At 47.6% G+C, this 18877-nt stretch carries 18 protein-coding genes; 8 read left to right on the top strand and 10 right to left on the bottom strand.

Annotated features, from left to right (window positions below):
* Positions 1–2 precede the first annotated feature (2 nt).
* From LLG46_03805 to LLG46_03780, 6 genes are all read right to left on the bottom strand, one after another.
* Positions 3–3209, bottom strand: coding sequence for an HsdR family type I site-specific deoxyribonuclease (locus LLG46_03805; GenBank protein MCE5322426.1), 3207 nt, complete (start codon positions 3207–3209; stop codon positions 3–5).
* Positions 3210–3304: 95 nt separating this feature from the next.
* On the bottom strand, positions 3305–3877 hold the full coding sequence (locus LLG46_03800) for a hypothetical protein (GenBank protein ID MCE5322425.1): 573 nt from the start codon (positions 3875–3877) through the stop codon (positions 3305–3307).
* A gap of 22 nt (positions 3878–3899) precedes the next feature.
* Positions 3900–5126 carry a restriction endonuclease subunit S gene (locus tag LLG46_03795; protein MCE5322424.1) on the bottom strand — a complete coding sequence of 409 codons (1227 nt, stop codon included), beginning with the start codon at positions 5124–5126 and terminating at the stop codon, positions 3900–3902.
* The gene (locus tag LLG46_03790) at positions 5116–6633 is read right to left on the bottom strand and encodes a type I restriction-modification system subunit M (protein ID MCE5322423.1); all 1518 of its coding nucleotides are present in this window, start codon (positions 6631–6633) and stop codon (positions 5116–5118) included. Before LLG46_03790 ends, LLG46_03795 begins: the two co-directional genes overlap by 11 nt.
* A complete protein-coding gene (locus tag LLG46_03785) occupies positions 6633–7214 on the bottom strand; it encodes a restriction endonuclease subunit S (GenBank protein ID MCE5322422.1) in 582 nt (193 codons plus the stop codon). The genes LLG46_03790 and LLG46_03785 overlap by 1 nt, the downstream gene beginning before the upstream one ends.
* 48 nt (positions 7215–7262) lie before the next feature.
* A complete protein-coding gene (locus tag LLG46_03780) occupies positions 7263–7586 on the bottom strand; it encodes a hypothetical protein (GenBank protein ID MCE5322421.1) in 324 nt (107 codons plus the stop codon).
* A 435-nt stretch (positions 7587–8021) separates the two neighbouring features.
* Here LLG46_03780 and LLG46_03775 point away from each other — a divergent pair, with 435 nt between their 5' ends.
* Positions 8022–9389: a PIN domain-containing protein gene (locus tag LLG46_03775; protein ID MCE5322420.1), complete on the top strand. Its 1368-nt coding sequence runs from the start codon at positions 8022–8024 to the stop codon at positions 9387–9389.
* Between the two features lie 273 nt (positions 9390–9662).
* Here the strand turns inward: LLG46_03775 and LLG46_03770 are convergent, their stop codons facing one another.
* The 4 genes from LLG46_03770 to LLG46_03755 form a co-directional block, all read right to left on the bottom strand.
* Positions 9663–10076: a hypothetical protein gene (locus tag LLG46_03770; protein ID MCE5322419.1), complete on the bottom strand. Its 414-nt coding sequence runs from the start codon at positions 10074–10076 to the stop codon at positions 9663–9665.
* Entirely contained in the window at positions 10073–11650 is a 1578-nt protein-coding gene (locus LLG46_03765; GenBank protein ID MCE5322418.1) for a recombinase family protein, read from the bottom strand. The genes LLG46_03770 and LLG46_03765 overlap by 4 nt, the downstream gene beginning before the upstream one ends.
* A complete protein-coding gene (locus tag LLG46_03760; GenBank protein ID MCE5322417.1) occupies positions 11647–12102 on the bottom strand; it encodes a DUF2924 domain-containing protein in 456 nt (151 codons plus the stop codon). The genes LLG46_03765 and LLG46_03760 overlap by 4 nt, the downstream gene beginning before the upstream one ends.
* 71 nt (positions 12103–12173) lie before the next feature.
* A complete protein-coding gene (locus tag LLG46_03755; protein ID MCE5322416.1) occupies positions 12174–12584 on the bottom strand; it encodes a M15 family metallopeptidase in 411 nt (136 codons plus the stop codon).
* 562 nt (positions 12585–13146) lie between these two features.
* On the opposite strand from LLG46_03755, the gene LLG46_03750 reads away from it, so the two are divergent.
* The 7 genes from LLG46_03750 to LLG46_03720 all read left to right on the top strand — a co-directional run bounded on the left by LLG46_03750 (position 13147) and on the right by LLG46_03720 (position 18861).
* Positions 13147–14292 (top strand): hypothetical protein, encoded by a 1146-nt coding sequence (locus LLG46_03750; GenBank protein MCE5322415.1) that lies wholly within the window; start codon positions 13147–13149, stop codon positions 14290–14292.
* Between the two features lie 20 nt (positions 14293–14312).
* Positions 14313–15296, top strand: coding sequence for a hypothetical protein (locus LLG46_03745; protein ID MCE5322414.1), 984 nt, complete (start codon positions 14313–14315; stop codon positions 15294–15296).
* Positions 15297–15467: 171 nt separating this feature from the next.
* Positions 15468–15794, top strand: a complete 327-nt coding sequence (locus LLG46_03740) for a hypothetical protein (GenBank protein MCE5322413.1) — start codon at positions 15468–15470, stop codon at positions 15792–15794.
* A 3-nt stretch (positions 15795–15797) separates the two neighbouring features.
* On the top strand, positions 15798–16622 hold the full coding sequence (locus LLG46_03735) for a DNA cytosine methyltransferase (GenBank protein MCE5322412.1): 825 nt from the start codon (positions 15798–15800) through the stop codon (positions 16620–16622).
* A gap of 189 nt (positions 16623–16811) precedes the next feature.
* Complete coding sequence (locus LLG46_03730; GenBank protein MCE5322411.1) at positions 16812–17399, top strand: hypothetical protein; 588 nt, start codon at positions 16812–16814, stop codon at positions 17397–17399.
* 128 nt (positions 17400–17527) lie between these two features.
* Positions 17528–17845, top strand: a complete 318-nt coding sequence (locus LLG46_03725; protein ID MCE5322410.1) for a hypothetical protein — start codon at positions 17528–17530, stop codon at positions 17843–17845.
* Positions 17842–18861, top strand: coding sequence for a PD-(D/E)XK nuclease family protein (locus LLG46_03720; GenBank protein ID MCE5322409.1), 1020 nt, complete (start codon positions 17842–17844; stop codon positions 18859–18861). The genes LLG46_03725 and LLG46_03720 overlap by 4 nt, the downstream gene beginning before the upstream one ends.
* Positions 18862–18877 lie beyond the last annotated feature (16 nt).

The raw sequence follows: 18877 nt of genomic DNA, 5'->3' as shown, positions 1-18877 counted from the left end.
TGTTACCTTTGGTGAATCCTCAGCTTTGCTATATCTAGGCATTGCTCCATAATTACATCGATGTCATCAAATGTAAGTTCTAGCCCACACTTGTCTTTCATATCAAACAAATAGTCTTCTATGTCATTACGCATTTGATTTTGCTTATCAACATCAGTTTCCCAATCAACTTTCTTATGTACACGAATAATATCTTCAATGCCAATAGCGGCCTCAGACCATATATCACGCTCGTCATTATCAATGCCGTGCTTCTCACGATTTTCTTTAATGCAGCCATAAAATGCTTTGGCAACATCTCGTTCGCGTAATGCCTCTGGAACATCATCCCCAGTTCTGGTAACCACCGAGTTCATAATACTTCTGACCCGCTTTAGGTATTCATCCGCTTTGATGATGCGCTCTTGATGGAATGCGCGGATCGCTTCTTCCAGAAGCTGGGAAAACTTCTTATAGAAGACTGGATCTTCTTGCATGTGCTCACTAATAGATCGCATGGTATTGTGGGCTATTATGTCCGCTTTTGAGGCGTCACCCGTCTGTCGCACAACCTCTTCCTCAAATGCATCGGTATCGAAGATATTGACCGGTTCGTTTAGTTTCTCAATATCGCCTGTTCCAACATAGGTATCTATGAGCTTTTTGATCTGAGGCTGATAATCTCGGAAGTTGACAACTTCTGCGTAGCGCCGTTGGACATTCACTCTGAGTCTTGCGAAGAAATCACGGTCACGTTTATAAAGATCAATCTTGTCATCTGATGTCTCGGTGATGAACTTTACAGTTGAAAGGGCAATAGATAGCGTTCTTCCGAATTCGGAGAAGCGCTGATAGAACTTCTCGCGCAGGTCTTCCTGAGCAAGCAATAGCTCATATTGTTCCTCATCTCTTGTGTTTCTTATATCTTTGAACAGATCCCATAGATCAGAATGGCGCTGTGGCAACTTCTCAACTTCTGCACTAATGCTGGTTACCGCAAGCGTATCCAAATCTTCCCCATCATACTCAGAAAGCTTGTCATAAAATGTAAGTGCTTGATCAAGTTCCGAGAGAACGCCCCAGTAGTCAAGGATATAACCGAAGTCTTTACCATCATACAATCGGTTGACTCTTGCAATCGCCTGAAGAAGAGAATGCCCTTCCATCTTCTTTGCAAGATACAAAACTGTGTTTCTGGGAGCGTCGAAACCAGTTAGGAGCTTGCTGACTACAATGATTATTTCGGGTTGATCATCGAATTTGAATGCGTTAATAACCTCACGGTTATAGTCTTTCTCACTTCCATATCTATCCATCATCGTTTTCCAGAAGTGAATCACCTCGCTGGTGTTCTCCTCTCGGATATCTTCTTCGCCTTCTCGTTCATCTGGACCAGATATGAGGATCTCGCTTGTTACCACTCCAAACTCGTCAAGGAACTTCTTATATAGAAGTGCCGTCGGCTTGTTAGGAGTTACCAATTGCGCCTTGAATCCTGAGTTTTGCCAATTGTCACGGAAGTGCTCGCTCACGTCCAAAGCGATTCTCATCACGTTCTGCAGAGCCTTATTCAACTCGTCAGCAGTAGAATACTTGCGTTTGAGGTCTGCGACTTGTTCCTTAGTTAAAGAAGCTGTTATCCGCTCGAACCAGCTATCAATCGGTTCCTTGAACACCATCTGTTTAACTTGGCGTCCCTCATAGAGCAACGGTACTACTGCCTTGTCTCTGACTGCATCACGCATTGTATATGCTGGAGGTATAATACCGCCGAACTTGCTGACAGTATTCTTATGCTGGTGCATAATTGGCGTACCTGTGAAGCCAATATAGCAGGCATTTGGTAGAGTTTTCTGCATCCGGGCATGCCTGGGACCATATTGGCCTCTATGACTTTCATCTACTAACACGAATATATCAGGATTGTCGATGCGCAGCCCCTTGGATCCAACTGCCGCATCGAATTTATCGATAACTGTAGTGATAATACGCTGCTTCTGACCGCTCAGAAGTGCCATCAGATTCTTTCCTGTTTTTGCCTGCACTACTTCTCTGCCGCAATGCTTAAAGGTAGTGAATATTTGATCATCCAAATCCACCCTGTCAGTAACCAGTATAATTTTGTAATCATTGATGCTTGATTCGAGGGCAATTGACTTAGCGAGCATTACCATTGTGAGTGATTTACCGCTACCTTGAGTGTGCCAGACCACACCACCTTTTCGTTTTCCTGTGCTGTCAATCTGCCTGATCCGCTCTGCGATTTTCTTTACAGTAAAATATTGCTGATATCGTGCTATCTTTTTCTCTCCGGCATCGTAAACAATAAATTGAAATGCCAACTCCAGTAGTCTATCGGGTCTACAGAGAGAGTATAATGCGCGGTCTTGTTCGGTAATCTCTCGGCCGCCATCAACTTCAATTGCATCGAAGTAGTCCCGAACATAGCGGAATCGTTTACTAAAGAGTTTTGTCTTCTTGTCGGAAGAAAGAGGCTTGTTGATCAGCCGACTCACTTCATTATCAATATCTGCTTCTTTCCAAACAGCCCAGAACTTGGCGGGAGTTCCAGTTGTTCCGTATTTTGCCTCATTCTTGGATAGTGCCAGCAGCAGTTGAGAATAAAAGAAAAGTTGTGGAATGCCATCATCTTTCTGGTTTCGTATTTGCTGAGAAATTGCCTGATCAATAGGCTTGTTATTTTCACTACCGGAATGAGGTGACTTGCATTCGATTACCACCAATGGTATACCATTTACGAAAAGCACGATGTCGGGAGTATATGGTTGCCGTGTGCCAGTGCGTCCTACATTGAATTCTTCGGCAACATGATATACATTGCGTTCCGGATGCTCCCAATCAATGTATTGGAGGGTGAAACTCTTTGTGTCGCCATTTATAGACTGCGACAGGCTTTTCCCGAGACAGAGCAGATTGTATACTCGTTCATTTGTCCGTATAAGCCCATCGTTCATGATGTCCTTGAGCGACTGAATTGCGCTCATGATGTTGCCTTCACTGAACGGGTACTGATTATCGCGATAGTTGATGGTGTTCATGCACCGAAGTTGTTTTGCTAGAATACCTTCGAGTATGACATCGCCGGTCCGTCCACCGCGAGACGAATTTGCTTCCTCAGGCGTGAGATATGTGTACCCGAGGTTCTGCAAAAATTGTAGTGCGGGTATCTGCGATATATGATCTTCTTTCATTAACGGTACGTCCGGCATATTTTACCTCCAAGAGTGAAGGACACAACCCGCGACATTGTGTCGCGGGTTCATCTGTTTAGTTATGAGCCAATATCAATTAGCCTATTCCATTGCTACTTTAGCAGACCTGTCAGAAACGGAATAAATGGTGCGATCAACGTCATATGATCTGCTGCTGCCGCAATAAACGCTGTGTATCGGCTTTTGTAATCTGCGCCGCCACTTGTATTCTTAAGCTGGTTTACATGATCCAACAGTTCCGCTCTTTTTCTCGGTTCAGAAATGTTCTGTTCGATTAGCGCTCTCAATTGCTGAAAGCTATCATCATTCGCCGCATTCACTACATTGACCGAAGAATCAATGGAATTCACATTGACCCTGGAGGCAGCGCCATTCAGGTTGTAAGTGACAGCAGATGGTCTGCCGAAGCTTACTGCGCTCTCTTTTCTCACCTTTGCCTGGTAGTGTGCAGCTTCACCAGCGAAGCTTGAATTGTAGCCTCTATCCATTACCAAATAGACTTCTTCACAACCGTTCGGCAATCTGCGGATTATTCTGTCGCGCTCCTCAAAAGGGAAACCAGCCAGATCGCTTTCCTCCATAAATACCATGTTTGAATCTACGAATGCTGTAATGCTGTCTATTCTACGGCCATTGGGCTTTACTATGGATATTGTGTCATTCATCAGTTCGTGCATCCAGCTCATCTTATATTTTCACCCTCACTTGTCCAGTAAGTAATTTTTGCATAAGGCCTTTTTTCTGTTGTTTCAAAGCTTCTTGTTGTCGTTCGAGCAGGTTGATTTCCTTTGAAATAGAATTGAGCACGTTAGCGATACGACATTGCTCTTGTTTACATGGAAAAGCAAGCTTGATTTCGGCGAACGCAGGATATTTGAGATTCAGTGTGTCATCAACAAGCCCTTGCGAATAACGACGGAACTTGTATATAATCTCAGGAATTCGAAAAAGATGCTCCGCAAATTGACCGTCAACTTCTTCCTGTGGAACACATACTGTGTAGGCAGGGCTAACAATGCCATCTTTGTCAGATAGGGCGGAGCGTCCTTGCCACATACGCATCGTGTTATAGGCGATATCGCCAGGTGCGACACGTTTGTATTTACTCTTATCTGAGCTTGATGTATCCCGCTTGATGAGATCATCCCTATCGACTACACCATTGTCTGCAGTTACAGAGAGAAGCGGAAGGTCTTCCCGACCTATTTCTACGCGTTCTTTGAATATTTTGCCAAGCTTATATTCAGTCCAATCCTGCCCGTCAAACTCACGGAACCTCTTCTTTCCTGTAAGAAGCTGCTGCATTAGGCCTTTCTTGAGGATATTTTTTGCTTCGATCAGTCTCGTTATTTGATCGATGGATAGTTCAGCGGCTGACAGTATCTTCGAGATGATATGCTGCTCTTTTACAGGTGGTAGGTAGAATTTATATCTAAGCCACTGATCAATGCGAAAAACCATCTTCTCCACTGCTACACCCACGCTGGCGTGAAAACATGTTTGTTGAAAATAGTTAGTATGGCAAAGAAACCCGAGATATTCAATGGTAAGGCCGTCTCGGGGAACCAGAACTGCATACTCGTTAGAGACAATTGCACCATCAAGATAAGGAGGAACCACACCACATGCACCATGGACTATCTGACGGCGGGAGATCAGGAAATCTCCAGCCTTAACATAAAACTGCGTCTTGGTCTTTATCTGTTTGCCATTGAGCACACATCTAGGTTCTATGCCGCCTCGATTTCGCCGTGCAATGATTAGCTGGTATGACAAGTTTTGTGATACATTGCATGGTCTTTCAACAACCTGTACTATGTCTCGAATTACTACCTTTCGCCATCCATCCGGCTGAATACCAAGTTTTGGTATTCCCGGCTTGACGCTAGCTGGGTATAAACCGTTAAGAGCCATATCCCAACTCCTTCAGCCAATTGTTCATCTCAGCCCTAGTAGAAGCAAGCTCCGCTTCGATCATATTGATCTCCCGCTGAACTGCGGCTATATCGACTTCCTCTTCTTCTTGGAAGGTATCTATATAGCGCGGGATGTTGAGATTGTAATCCGACTCGGCGATTTCCTCAAGTGTTGCGCGGTAGGTGTATTTATCTATTGTCTCATAAGCTCCGAACGCGGATGTGATCTTTTCAATATCCTGTTCACGAAGAATATTATGGCTCTTACTTTCTCCGTAATCTCGGCTGGCATCTATGAAAAGTACATCTGAAATGCTCTTATTAGGGCGGCTCTTATCAAAGATCAAAATGGCTGTTGGTATACCTGTTCCGAAAAACAGATTAGTAGGCAAACCGATAACAGCATGCAGAAAGTTATCTTCAATCAGTTTTTTTCGTATAACGCCTTCAGAACCTGCACGGAACAGAACTCCATGCGGAACTATAACACCGACTTTACCATCGGCCTCCAGCGCAGTCTCAACCATGTGACTTATAAATGCAAAGTCTCCTCGACTTTTAGGTGGAATGCCACGGTAAAATCTGCGAAAGCGGTCGGCTCCGGCATTTTCAGCTCCCCATTTATCAAGCGAGAATGGTGGATTTGCAACAACAATATTGAATTTCATCAGCCGATCATCTTCAATGAGCTTAGGGTTATTAAGTGTGTCTCCCCATTCGATGCGTGCGCTGTCCATTCCATGCAAAAACATGTTCATCTTGCAAAGCGCCCATGTGTTTCCATTGCTCTCCTGACCATATAATGAGAAATCATCTTTTCCAATACGTTGAGCTACCCGAATGAGCAATGATCCTGAACCACATGCCGGATCGCATATTCTGTCTCCAGGTTGTGGATCAAGCAACCTGGAGAGCAAGACAGATACACACTTCGGTGTATAAAATTCTCCGCCTTTTTTCCCAGCGCCGGATGCAAACCTATCAATTAAATACTCATATACATCGCCGATTACATCGTTTCCGCCAAGGTGAGAGGGTCTAAAATCAAGTCTGTTATCCGCAAAATCCTCAAGCAGATTTTTCAGACGCCTATTTCGATCCAACGTCTCGCCAAGTATCGGTTCGCTGTTGAAATCGATAGCACGAAACACATTCTCCAATTTGCCTTTGTTTTCGTCTTCAATACTATCCAAGGCGATGTTAATAAGCTCGCCTATGTTCGGCTCATCTCGCTTACCGCAAAGGAAATCGAAATCGCACTCCGGCGGCATCACAAAACGCTCACGTTTCAACGCGCGTCGGATGCGCTCTTTGTTACCATCATATTTTCGCTCAAGCTCCTCGCGTTTGTCTTTGTTGAGATCACTTATATATTTTAGAAACAGCATTGTTAAGATGTAGTTCTTATAGCTCTCAGGGTCAACCGCGCCTCGAAACGTATCGCAAGCGCGCCACACAATACCGTTTATTTCTTCTTGATCGATTTTAGTAATTATGTCTTGCATTACTCTCTAGTCCTTTTCGCCGCCATCATACAGATGACGGAAGTCAATAGCTCTCGCTTTTTAGCAAGTTTGGCAAGCAGGCTTTGTTCTTTTGACACAAGCCTGGTCAACTCCACTATACTGTGCTGAATGGATAGTGGCGGAATATCAATCTCAAGATCCCTAAACGCAGCTATTGTTATTAACGGAATATTGGTTGCCTGCGCTTTTGTCTTAAGTTCCGCTTGTGTTTGAGGCTGATTGATATACCATGCCATATATTCCGGCAGCACATGACTGGATTTGACTCTCAAAATATAAAATGTGCCTACCGCGATGGTATCAGACAATTGCTCATCAATAACCACAGAAACATGATAACGCCCGCGCGATAAAAATAGAACGTCTCCGCATGTTACAAGATACCTATCCGGCTCACGTTCAGGTATGATTTTATATAAGTCACTCGTATCTAGCTTATAATCATTGCCAATATCCTTAAGTTGGATTACTTTGTGAGTGCCCCTGGGGTCAGGATGTATACTCCCACGAGATTGGTAGCCTATCTGGACATCTGCTAGTTCAGAAACAGTTTTTCTCATCGTATCATTGTAGGGTAGCGGTATTCCACTACCCCACCTATCTTCTCCTTACGGGCGTGTATTACGATTGATCTTGTAAACATAGAAATAACGACCGCGGTAGTCGCTTCCGCCCGTATTACCCTTGCAACCTTTTGCAAGGAAGTGTTTCTCGACATAGCGGGCAGTGTCATCATTCACACAATCATATACCTTAGGATATGCGGTCGCATCTGCTCCATGAGCTGCGAGTCGCTGCTTGTAATCAGATGTAATACCAGCATACCACTGCTGGTAAGTACCGCCACCAGTTGTAGCCATATGGTTGTTTGCGGCAGTAATGACCTGTTGGGCCAATGTGTAATTGATGTTCTTGTTTAAATTGATACTCATTTTGTGCCTCCTAAAGGCTAAGAATTGTGCCGGTTTTCGAGAGCACCGGCAGGCTCCGCTCAAGTTATTTGGACCTCACCTCCGTAAACCCGAGCAGAAATCAGCCTTGACAGGAAGCACAAATAAGGATAATCTGTGAATAGGAAATATATCCTTCTGGCCCCTGCTATTCAGGCTCGGGCAAGTGTTTGCAGCTCCACGCGCCAACGTGGGGCTGTATTCATATTGAGCCAGATGGCGGAAGCAGATTTCTAATTATAGCGTAAGTAGCACCGCTACCGTCTCGCAACTAACCCAACGATAGCAGTCTATCACGCCAACCACCTGTCTGTCAAGTGCAATTCGAGTAAGTAGACGATATACTTTGTGATTTTTATTTCGGTATAGGTGATATACTCCAACTTGGCATAAGGTAATGAACATTTATGAGGTCGAATGATGGATCGCAAAGTAGTGGTCATCGATACCAACATTCTGTTGCACTACAAGCTGCCGAATGAGATCGACTGGTGCACTAAGCTGCAGTGCAAAGAGGCTGAGATCATTATCACGCGAAAGGTAATGAGCGAGCTCAACGCGCACAAAGACCGTCACGCCTCTAAGTGGGAGTCAAAGCGTGCCAGCGTTGTCATTAAGCACATCCACAACACTCTAATAAATGGTGCACTTCTAGGACCAAAGGTGATCCTAACACTCCAGTCATTCAATCCAAGTATTAACTTCTCAGCTTACCAGTTGCACACGGATGCACCAGATGACTGGGTTTTGGCGTCAGCCGTCCAGCTACACCAAGAGCGCAATGACGCTGATGTGGTTGTGCTCACCAATGACATGGGACAGGCAAACGCTGCTAAGAGCCTGGGATTACAGGGAATATGGTGGAGCGACAACGAATATCGTCTGCCAGATGAACCTGATCCAGACCAGAAGCGAATCAAGCAGCTGGAGGATGAGAACAAGAAACTGAAAGACCGCGTTCCTGTGCTTGATCTCAACTTTCCAGGCCAAATACGCAAAATGGAACTCAGCCGCTTACGAAACCCACAAGAATACGTGGACGCCGAGTTGGCCCGAGCGCGAAGCGTCCACCAACCTCTGGATGTACCGGATCAATTACCGAACCAAGAGGTGGAAAACAAGAGCAGGCGGGTGATTACCAAAAATGAACTCTTTGAGCATCTCAAAAGGATGAATAAGGTAGTAGATGGAATTTCGCTTGGTGCTCGCTATGATTACAACAGCCTACTCAAAAAGTATCTCGAAGAACTCGAGGCACACTTGAATGCTGTTGCATTCTATGAATCACAGGTAGTTGAGCTGCAGATAGTCGTGGAGAACAACGGCACCTGCCCTGCAGAGGACACCGACATCTCCATAGAGTTTCCAGATGGGATCAGCGTCATGGATGAAGACGACCTGCCAAAGCGCACGGAACGTCCAGAACCACCGGAGCGTCCTGTGTGCGGGAAAGAATACGAACCGGCACCGTTGAGGTCTGATCATACGGGATTCGCGAACTGGGCTGGCCTCATTCCACATGGCAGCCATCCGATCTCAAATGTAAGAGGGCCAGTGGTTGATGCATCCGGCCGCCAAGTCAAGTTCAACATCGGAAAAATAAAACAGAAGACGCAGGTTCGGTTAGCCCCGCTCTTCGTTGTCTTCGATTCGGCTAGTGGTGCAAAATCTTTCAGTTTCAAATACCGTATTCTGTCGGAAAAAGTACCTGATGAAGTAACTGGCAACTTATCTATTGTTCTACAGTGGGCTTATTATCGCGAACCATCAATTGAGAAATTGTAGTCTGACCGGCGACATTATTAAAAAGAACAGCAAAGACCTACGAAACATCTGCCAAATGAGACACCCTCATGACCAAAAGATAGGTAATGTCTTGAGCACGCTATATATGTTAGCCTTGACAAAAGTCTGATGTTGGGCATGTATACTGGGAGCCTACTGACATTAATCTAGGAGTTAGTAGAACGAACATATTTATCGTGGACCATGGGGCTGCTGTTACATATATTACTATTGTAACTTCATAGCAAGGCAGCTAATGGCCACAAAACCAGGCTAGTCGAACTCGCCAAATTTACAGGATTCCCATTGCTCGTTCCACAACATGGGCATTGGTTTCCGCAATTGTTCAAGCGACAATCCTTCAGGTTCCTGTCCTTCCAAGATAGCCTCTACAATATCTGGAGAGAGCAATGTAAGCCTAAGCAGACGTGCCATATAATACCGGTTTATCTTAAGTGCCTGTGCCATCTCGATAATCGAAGCATACCTACCCTCGTCAAGTAGCCTTTTCCAGCGATGTGCGCGGGATATAGCTATCACAAGCGCCTCATGGTAGTCTGGGCCTGACTCCATAGAATGCTCCAACCCATCCGGTATGATTACTTCTTTTCTGCCCGAACGACGCTTAAGCGTCATTGGAACATGCACGCATACGCCATCCTCATTGTTGGTAAGTCCAATGCTCATACTACGCCTATCCTTTCTTCACATCCTTTTACCTCGGCTACTATTGAGTGAATACCTTCTGCCCTAAGCTGAATATCTAAACCATTGGGATAGACTGTCACTCGCTCCACCAGTGACCGCAGAATTCTGTGTTGCTCGGATGGAAACAGTTCGTCCCACACTGGATCGAGCTTACGGAGGGCATCCGCAACATCTTGTTCGGTGAGCGATCCTGCAGTAAGTTCCGACAGGCGTTCGTCGGTTTCAATAAGTATACGGCGTGTCTTCTGGATGTCGTCATTAAGCTCCGAAAACCTGTCGGTGGTAGTGCCTTTCTCGAAATTGCCTGATACCAGTTCGCTTGCTGCCGCTTTAAGTTCTACCATTCGCATTTCCAGATTTGTTTTTTCATCCTGAAGAGAACGAATTTCCTGCTCTTGGAGATCCCTTGCAGCCCGGAATGTTTCGGCTATAACTTCCGGCGACTGTAACAACGCCCGAACCTGACCAATGACAGCCTTTTCAATCTCACCGGCGGGAACAGATCTGACTGAGCACGATGAATAGCCATTCTTTATTACGCTGCTGCATGTGTAGTAACGATAGACGATCTTGTTCTTCTTTCTGGTGTATGTGCCGACCATGGACTTGTCACAATGTCCGCAGCGAATGATGCCTCGTAGAAGTGACTTAACCTCATGGGTTTCCTGGCCTTTCTTCCGCGCGGTGCCACTTGAAAATATCTGCTGGACTTTCTCCCATAGTGACTTTGGAACAATCGCCTCATGTTCGCCGGGATATGACTTGTCCTTATGGACAGTCTCACCAAGATAAGTTCGGTTGTTCAAAACACGGTATAGGTGTTGAGTGTTCCAAGGCCCGCCCTGATGAAATGATCCATTTTTCGTTGTCCAAGACTTGGTCGGGATTCCCTTGGAATTCAGCTCTCTGGCTATCTCCAGACAGGAGCCGGTCTCTATGAATCTCTTGAAAACCTCACGAACCAGCTTTGCCTCCTCCTGGTTCACAATCAGCTTCGTTTTCTTGTAGTCTACATCATAACCATATGCAGGAGTTCCGCCGAGATACTTACCTTTCCGCTTGGCGGCGGCTATCTTGTCACGAACACGCTCGGCACTTATAGCTCTCTCGAATTCGGCAAAGCTCAGGAGAATGTTGAGGATGAGACGCCCCATAGCTGTTGTGCTTGAAAACTGCTGTGTGATAGATACAAAAGTCACTTTGTGCTGATCGAAAAACTCTGCAAGTTTTACGAAGTCCAGTAGCGACCGTGATAATCTGTCGAGTTTGTAAAAAACGACACAATCGATTTTGCCGCGCTCGATATCTCGCATAAGCTTCTTTAGCCCCGGCCGTTCAATGTTACCTCCAGAAAAACCTGGATCATCATAATGCTCTGTTAGGGCAATCCAGCCTTCATGACGCTGGCTTGCGATGTATGCTTCACAAGCCTCCCGCTGAGCATCAAGCGAATTAAATTCCTGTTCGAGACCCTTTTCGGTACTCTTGCGTGTGTAGATTGCGCAACGCATGCCTTGCTTACGCTCATTACAGATGCCACTTTCATTTATCATCTAGAATTTCTCCCCGCAAGGCCAAAGAACGCACGCCCATTCCAGTGTGTGCCGGTTATCGCCTTTGCGACAGCCGACAGCGAGCGATATCGTCGGCCCTCATATTCGAAACCGTCGCGGAGCGTTGTAACTTCATAATGTCTGCCATTCCATTCACGAACCAACTTGCTTCCTATTACCGGCAGGTCTTTCCTACTCTGAGCTCGGCTGGATGATGCCTTGGGCATACCCAACTCATCATAGCCATGGCACTTAAGAACCGCATCCATTTTGTGATGTGATTCCTCCGAGAGACCGCCATATGCTATCTCCTGTATCCTGTAAGCAAGCCGCTTAATAATGAACCTCCGGTTGGCTGCTGGAGGTTCATTGCCACAGAGTGTGCGCCAGAGAGATACAAGTTCACTGTGGGAAAGATTCTGCAGATCTGTTATTTGTTTGATTACACTCATGATCCTTACCTCACCATAACATCCGAGCGAAAGGTTGGAAAACAAGCGGAAGATGACACCGAAGTAGTACCTTACTTTTTCTTCACGGTGCTGGCGTTGCGCATCTGCGCGAGCGTCTTGCCTTGAGTCCACTGTAAATGTGGCCGGTCGATTATGCTCTTGAAATTACCACCCCACTCAAGCCCGCAAGATCGAGCTGTACGACCGAACAAGTCCCATGGACCATCCCAGGTCACTTTGCCATTTATAACGAATGCATAATCAGCGGCCAGCCCATAGTTGTGCCAACTGTTCCCACCGCGGGCGTTTGTCACTTTCTTGCCGGGCTTGGTTCTGCCCTGCGCATAAAGCCTGTTCTGTTCGGCTATAGAGCGATAACCCGCTGTAAGAATTACCTTGATGCCGTTTGTGGCCAGCTTCTTTTCAAAGAGCGTAAGTTTTGCCGCAAATTCAGGATTTAGCCCTTCGCGTGACTCGCTCATTGCTGCTCACCTCTCGCGCTCGGATTAGTTGAATTAATGCTCGAATTTGGAGAAGAGTCAAGTCTATTTCCTGAGATTGTGTTTGCTTCTTCTTTGTGTCGGCGTCTGGCGCGCAGGACTCCGTTGGCCAGTATGCTGGCTGCCTCAGAAACTCGTCCAGACACAGCGAGCCGCTCGGAGGAAATTTGTGTTTTCATGGTTCTACCTCGCAGTAGGTTTTGAGAGGGTTATAAGAAAGCCCCCCTACTTAGTTATTTACTACTGTGATCCATAAAGTGTCGGGGATGTAGAATATGGTTTACGATGCTATTGCAGAATGTAAAAATATATATTCGTCCCATATGTATTTTATATGTCACACGATCCTATGGAATAATTAACAGTGTCATGCTTGCCTTTCGGCTATTTACGGGCGGCGGAAACCTGTAGTGCATAATTTGCTCAACAAGGAAGGGCGCATATGGGAGTTCAGACTGCAAGGTGTTTTCCACACGTAAGCGATCTCAAGAGCATTTCTCCGAAACGCCTGGTCCAAGTCCTCTCACCCTATAGGAAGTTCCTCTTGTCGAGAGGACTTGACTTGTCGATGATTGATGTAACTATGACAACACCGGATCATGCAACACTTATGCGTCTCCTCATGACATTCGACTCAGACATGCCAGTCGAATTAGTCAACTCTCTGCACTGCATTCACGAGGTATCTGCAGCAGGAGCAATGGATAGCCTCCTGGAAGAGGCTGCAGGGCTCGGAATTCCTCTTGACGACCCTGACCTTTCTCCAGCCGATATCGCCGTCCTCATCTGGCTGCGTGACCATCGTGTTCTGGAAAGAATACATGCCGAGCAGTTTGCAGTAAGATCATTCACATTTGTCTATTTCCAGGGCAACAGGTCCGAAGATGTGACGTTCACGGAACCATCTCCAGCCATTATGATGGAACTGGAACAAGATCTCAACTACTGGTTTGAGCACATGCAGCAAGGCAGAACTTGCCGAGTGTATGTCTATCATCGTGACGATGGCATCTGGTTTGTAGTCTGGCATGGAGATCATTATAGACGAGAGGGATGCATCGAACGCGGGGAATCATCATGTATTTGCTACCGGCCGGAAAGGTATGACATACTTGTCTATCAACCTGCAACAGACGAGTTACAGATTGGTGCCGGAACGCGCAGTGAGAGGGAGATCTACAGAAAGCTCTTTGGTCGTTATCTCTTTGGAGACGATAATCACTTTCCAGGCACCGCGAAATATACTCTCGATCCTCTGAGAACTGATGGACAACGTGCCCTTGTCTGTTCGGACGTGCCAGGAATGGAGTATGTCAAATTATATCGGGTGGAGTGTTGTATAGATGGCCCGCTCAGAAGTATAGAGACTGTTGAGGCTGAAGATGTCTTCGCTGCAATTAATACAAACGATGTTGTTATATCACCCAGGGTAAGGTTAAGCGAAGCATGGTTCCGCATAAAGTTCGCCGGATCGAGAACTCCAAGAGTTGTCTCGCTTCGGCCATCGAACATGATTCACTTTCAGCAGGAAGATGATCGCATCATGGTTGATCTCTGGCTACGGCTGCGAGGTTTTATGCTTGGAAATCAAATACTTCCGCTGTTGCTTATCTGCCACATACTTTTCGGGTTTGATGCTTTTTCCGGATTCGGCATCAATGATCTCTGTTTATCTTGTGGGATCGCATGAATTGAGGCAGGGAGATACGTATGATGGACCGACAGGGATTTTGGACTGCATGCGAGAAACTTACCGGGCCTGCAGCAGTGGAGCTTCAGTGGAGACAGCTTGCGGGCGATGAGTATAATGCGGCTAAGGCGTTTCTCAGGCCGACACAAGAACTTGCTGCGTATTATCCCTGCACGCACTCATATCCGTGCGGGTGTTATCACAGGATCATAGTTCACAGCGATGATAACATCGTGGCAGTCTGCACATGTAATCCTCAGATGTGCGAGAAGACTCGAATAACAAAGGCTGAAATTATCGTCTATGAACTGGACCATCCTGCGCTTTACAAAGCTCTGGCAAAGCCTCTTGCGCTTGATATCCAGATAGCAGACATTCCGCATATGCGCTGGACGACTCAAATCGGTTTCTATACTCAATGTAGGGGATTTCGGCTGCCTGTGTTTTTGACTATTCAAACCGTACCGAATGACTTCCGAAATGTAGTGCTCTATCTATTGGCGAAGTATCGAGAGCCGTTCATACTTATGGCTCCCACCCATAGTCTCTGCAAGCCGGACTCAAGAGAGCTACTCGACAACAGGCATGCTGTATTTCTGGCGCTTTCGGATATCTTCATGGTGGATGAATCCGGTGTGTTCGTGGCTGATGATGTGTGCGTGCAGACCTTGGAATCGTTCTGCATGCAAGCGACAGATAGACATGAATCGAATGAAGCTCAGTCAAGTTGCAGAATACCCAAAAGTTTATTCGATCACGGAGAAAACTACCGAATTATCTGGTTTTGCGGGCAAAAGCTGGAACCGCTCAACGAAAACCAGGCCGACGCCGTGCGCATACTTCATGAAGCGGCCGAAAGGGGGCATCCCGAGATGACATTTGGTTCTATAGCCTCACAAATGAAGTATCCACCGGAAAGGATGAGTTACCTTTTCCGATACAATGACAGCCGCAAAGTCCTCATCAAACGGGTCAAAGCAGACATTTATCGCCTCAATGTCTAGCATTCACCTCAGTCTTCTCCTCCAACGCCAGGTCACCTCTATTTGATTGGGCTTATTCAATGCGTCCAAATTACGTCCGAGTTACGTCCTGATTTCGTCCGCCTTTACCTCATACTGAGATACCATACAGATATCGAGCCGTTGCAGTGTCATTTGGGAGGCACAGGTGCATTGTCTCAAAACCAGTTGCAAATCACAGAAGCTCAAAAACGGCTGCTTCAATTGATGCAGGAAATACACTACGGCAAAGTAGAAGACCTCGTCATCTCGGATGGCGAGCCAGTCATGGGGCTTCCCGTGAAAGTGCTGCGAGATGTGAAGCTCAGCGGTGAGAGCAGCAGAAAGCCAATACTTGCCGACTGCGACAATCTGGACAAGCCGCAGGTAGTGGAGATGCTTCGGCAGTTTCGCAGGCTTGGCGACGGCGTCGTGCAATTGGTGGAAATTCACGACGGGTTGCCGTTTCGAATACACATCGTTGATGTAGTGCGGCTTTGATGTATGAACCGATGCGTATGGGCAAACGAGATCGACAAATTTGCATGCGGAATATACCGCAGGCACTGGAGCGACGGAACCTTGCACCAGGGAGACATCCGAGATGTGCTTGGCGAGCTTGAGCAAGAGGACTTCGGGACAATCGACGTTGTTTGCGGAGGAGATCCCTGCCCTGCACGTTCCCTGGCCAGGGGGGATCGGCCAAGTAAGCATCCCGACCTGTCCGGATACTTCCTTGCCGTGGTCGGGAGACTTCGCCCACCGTGGGTGGTCCGCGAGAATGTTTGTGCACCAGACATTGTCAACTTCGCTGCCGGGTTGGAGTTGCTCGGATACGGAATCGCTGTTGTCGCACTCGACGCTCGTGATTTCACAGGTCAGAGTCGCAGGCGGCAGTTCTGTATCGGATGCCCTCATGAGCTATACGCCCGATTCGAGCGATTTGTATCTAACGCCGCAGATGGTTACGGGTTTGCTGCGTCGCGCGTGGAAGAGGAAACGCCCATTGCAGCGTGTCTTACTGCGCACCCCAACCGGGTGGCTGCGGAAGACACTTACTGTTACGAACCGGGACGGGGCTTACGAATGCTCGATCCGTCAGAATGCGAATCCCTGCAGGGATTCCCCAGAGGCTGGACTTCTGGACTATCTCGCTCGCGCCGCAGAATCCTGCTCGGTAATGCAGTGAACACACTGGTTGCCAGATGGCTTGCGGAGCGGATTATGGAGACAACAGGCAGAGAATTTACATTTATTGAACTCTTTGCTGGCATAGGAGGATTCCGGTTGGGCTTTGAATCAGCCGGAACCACACTCACTCCCGACTGACACGGTCAGAGGGAGATCACAACTCAAATATCGGTATTACAAAACACCAGACAAGATGACTGACCGCCAGGCGGAGGTCGTTGTGGGTGTCGCTTTGACGCGACATCGCAATGCCTCCGCCTTTGTTGTAAGCGGTGGACTTCATGCGTCACCCACAGCGGCTTCCTCGCGGGATCGAGGAGAACAAAAATGGGTGATACACCAAACTATGTAGATTACGACGACTATGCAATTACTACCATCAAGCTCAAAGTCAGGCAGCTCATCAAGAAATGTGGGTTCGATACATCCGACCGCGATGATCTGGAACAGGAGATCGCGCTGCACCTGTTCGAGCATTTGCAGGAACATAATTCCGAGCGAGGCACTGTGAAGACGTTCATTGCCTGCGTCGTGGAGAACAAGGCTCGGACGATGATCCGCAGGAACAAGCGCGTCGAGAGTATCGCCACTTTCGAGTTTTCTCTTAATGAGGAGATTCCCGAAGATGATGGCGGCGGTGTCATGCAGCGGATGGAGGCGATAGATCGAGAGGACTACCTGCTGGCGGCAGGTCTGCTTTCTCGTCCGGTACTGGAGATGCTCGAAATGCGGCTGGATATCGCAAGAGTCGTCGAGTCCCTGCCGTCAGCGCTCCAGGATATTTGCGAGCGCCTGAAGACGCAGACAGTGACACAGATATCTGCCGCAACAGGCGCGTCCCGCCAGCAGGTCTACGACGCGATCCACAAGCTCAGAGGCATCTTTGATGAGGCTGGCCTGAAGGACTATCTCTGAAACAATCCCGACACTTCGTGGATTGCGGTAGTAAATAACTAAGTGTGGGGCCGGAATTCTTGTGGAGGTCAGATCCGGTCCCCGGCGCGCCAAGTACCAACTTCCCAACCCAGCAAATGGAGGCAAAAATGAATCGTCTGGTTTACAACTACAGCTTCTCAAAGCACATCCCCGTGGATGATCTTGAGGATTCGCTTATGATAGCAGCACTTGCTGCGGAAGCTCTGCATGGACGCGCCGCAATGAAGCAGGATGCATATTTCTGCCTGGACAAAAAAGCCCGAACCTGTGTAATCGACGCCGAGACTCCGGTGGGCTGCGATATCGCGAAGATACTCTCTACATTCGTCACTAAAGGCTACGGTGAGTCTTCATTCAAAATCGAGCGGGTCGAAGAGCATCCCGGCAACCGCAAACTGCTCTGCGCCATAGGAGCCGTGCTGTGAGCGAGCTGGTTGTGACGACATACTCGATGTGGAACCTGTTTCGCAACTGCCGTAAGGCTTGCGAATGGCGATACATCAAAGAGCTTGTGCCGATCCAGCGCGATCATAACCTGTCGTTTGGCTCGCTCGCTCACGAGTGCCTAGAGAAATGGCACCGCAGACGCGACCTTGTCGAAGTGCTGGATCACATCGATAAATCATTTCCGAACAGGCACAGCGATGACGGCCAGAAAGCCGACTGGCATTTGGCCACAGCCATGATGAATGGGTATGCGTCAACATATCCGGTCGAAGACTTCGATGTGGTCTTTCTTGAGAAGACTTTCGACGGGAAGATCACAAACCCCGCGACCAGCGCACCATCTCGCAGTTTCGTGCTCGCCGGCAAAGTCGATGGCATCGTCTGTATCGACGGCAGGTTCTACCTCCTTGAGCACAAGACCGCGTCTCAACTCGACGGCGATTATTTGGAGAAGCTGTGGACCGATTTTCAGGTGACGCTCTACGCTCACTACGTCGAGCAGGTATTCGGCATCAAAATCGCCGGGATCATCTACAACGTTCTGGTGAAGGCGCGTCTGCAGCAGGGCAAGGGTGAGACCGAAGCCGAATTCGAAGCTCGTAGAACAGAACTGCTTGCAAAGTCCAAGACCGGCAAAACTACAGCGACGCGCAAGATACCGGAGACCGATGCCGATTTTCAAGCTCGGCTCATAGCGAAGTATGCCGAGTCGGGGATGTTCCACCGTGAGATGCTCTACGTCTCTCGCGACCAGTTCGAGACCCTTCAGGCAGACCTTTGGGAACTCACTCAGCAGTTCCTCGACAGTCGTCGGCGCAGTGTGTTCTATCAGAACACGTCATACTGCTTTTTCTACCATCGGCCGTGCGCGTACTTTGCGCTGTGTCGCTCGGGCGGAAGTCCCAATGTGATTGAGAATTTCTATGAGCACAAACCGGCGCATGAAGAGCTGCGCGAGGAGAGCGACGCCGGCGAAGAACAGCCTGTATTCTGATCTCAAGGAGAAAGAT

It is taken from the genome of bacterium (assembly GCA_021371935.1).
In the GTDB taxonomy this organism is placed as follows: Bacteria; Armatimonadota; UBA5829; order UBA5829; family UBA5829; genus UBA5829.
This window is presented reverse-complemented; position numbering and strand designations above follow the sequence as displayed.